At 45.1% G+C, this 1,767-nt stretch carries 1 protein-coding gene; it reads right to left on the bottom strand.

All coding sequences use genetic code 11. From position 1 onward, the window contains the following. Positions 1-1,767: Ig-like domain-containing protein (locus C1X07_RS24690; RefSeq protein ID WP_206604281.1), on the bottom strand; the 1,767-nt coding region annotated here is incomplete at both ends.

Here is a 1,767-nt window from a genome sequence, read left to right as displayed (position 1 = left end):
TTCCATCAGTAACGGTATAGGTAATATCAGTAGTACCTGCTGAGACTGGAGTCACTACTCCTGAACCATCTATAGTCGCGACAGCAAGGTTAGAGGAACTCCAAACAATAGTACCCGCAGTACCTTCGGTTAAATCAATGGTCGATCCCATACAAACAGTTGTTGCTCCAGTAATGGCAGCGGCAGTCGGTAGACTGTTTACGGTAACGGTATGTGCTGCTGAAGAAGCAGAGGTACATCCATTACCATCGGTAACAGTGTATGTAATATCAGTAGTACCTGCTGAGACTGGAGTCACCACTCCTGCTCCATCAATGGTAGCTACAGCAAGGTTGGAGGAACTCCAAACAATAGTACCCGCAGTACCTTCGGTTAAATCAATGGTTGATCCCATACAAACAGCTGTTGCTCCAGTAATGGCTGCAGCAGTCGGTAGACTGTTTACAGTAACCGTATGTACTGCTGAAGAAGCAGAGGTACATCCATTACCATCAGTAACAGTGTATGTAATATCTGTAGTACCTGCACTTACAGGTGTTACTACTCCTGCTCCATCAATGGTAGCTACAGCAAGGTTGGAGGAACTCCAAACAATAGTACCCGCAGTACCTTCGGTTAAATCAATGGTTGATCCCATACAAACAGCTGTTGCTCCAGTAATAGCTGCAGCTGTGGGTAGACTGTTTACGGTAACGGTATGTATGGCTGAAGAAGCAGAAGTACACCCATTACCATCAGTAACAGTGTATGTAATATCAGTGGTTCCGGCACTTACTGGAGTTACTACTCCTGATCCATCTATAGTAGCTACAGCAAGGTTAGAGGAACTCCAAACAATAGTACCCGCAGTACCTTCAGTTAAATCAATCGTATCCCCCATACAAACCGCAGTCGCTCCTGTAATGGCAGCGGCAGTCGGTAGACTGTTTACAGTAACCGTATGTACTGCTGAAGAAGCAGAGGTACATCCATTACCATCAGTAACAGTGTATGTAATATCTGTAGTACCTGCTGAGACTGGAGTCACTACTCCTGCTCCATCTATAGTCGCTACAGCAAGGTTAGAAGAGCTCCAAACAATAGTACCAGCGGTACCTTCGGTTAAATCAATGGTCGATCCCATACAAACAGCTGTTGCTCCTGTAATGGCTGCTGCAGTCGGTAGACTGTTTACAGTAACCGTATGCACAGCTGAAGAAGCAGAGGTACATCCATTTCCATCAGTAACGGTATAGGTAATATCAGTGGTTCCGGCACTTACTGGTGTTACTACTCCTGAACCATCTATAGTCGCGACAGCAAGGTTAGAGGAACTCCAAACAATAGTACCAGCGGTACCTTCAGTTAAATCAATAGTTGATCCCATACAAACAGTTGTTGCTCCAGTAATGGCTGCGGCAGTCGGCAAGCTGTTTACGGTAACGGTATGTGCTGCTGAAGAAGCAGAGGTACATCCATTTCCATCGGTAACAGTATAGGTGATATCAGTAGTACCTGCACTTACAGGTGTTACTATTCCTGATCCATCAATGGTAGCTACAGCAAGATTAGAGGAACTCCAAACAATAGTACCCGCAGTACCTTCAGTTAAATCAATGGTCGATCCCATACAAACAGCTGTTGCTCCTGTAATGGCAGCAGCAGTCGGTAGACTGTTTACAGTAACCGTATGTATAGCTGAAGAAGCAGAGGTACATCCATTTCCATCGGTAACAGTGTATGTAATATCTGTAGTACCTGCACTTACTGGTGTTACTACTCCTGAAC

Source organism: Aquimarina sediminis, assembly GCF_002895435.1.
Taxonomy (GTDB): Bacteria; Bacteroidota; Bacteroidia; order Flavobacteriales; family Flavobacteriaceae; genus Aquimarina; species Aquimarina sediminis.
This window is presented reverse-complemented; position numbering and strand designations above follow the sequence as displayed.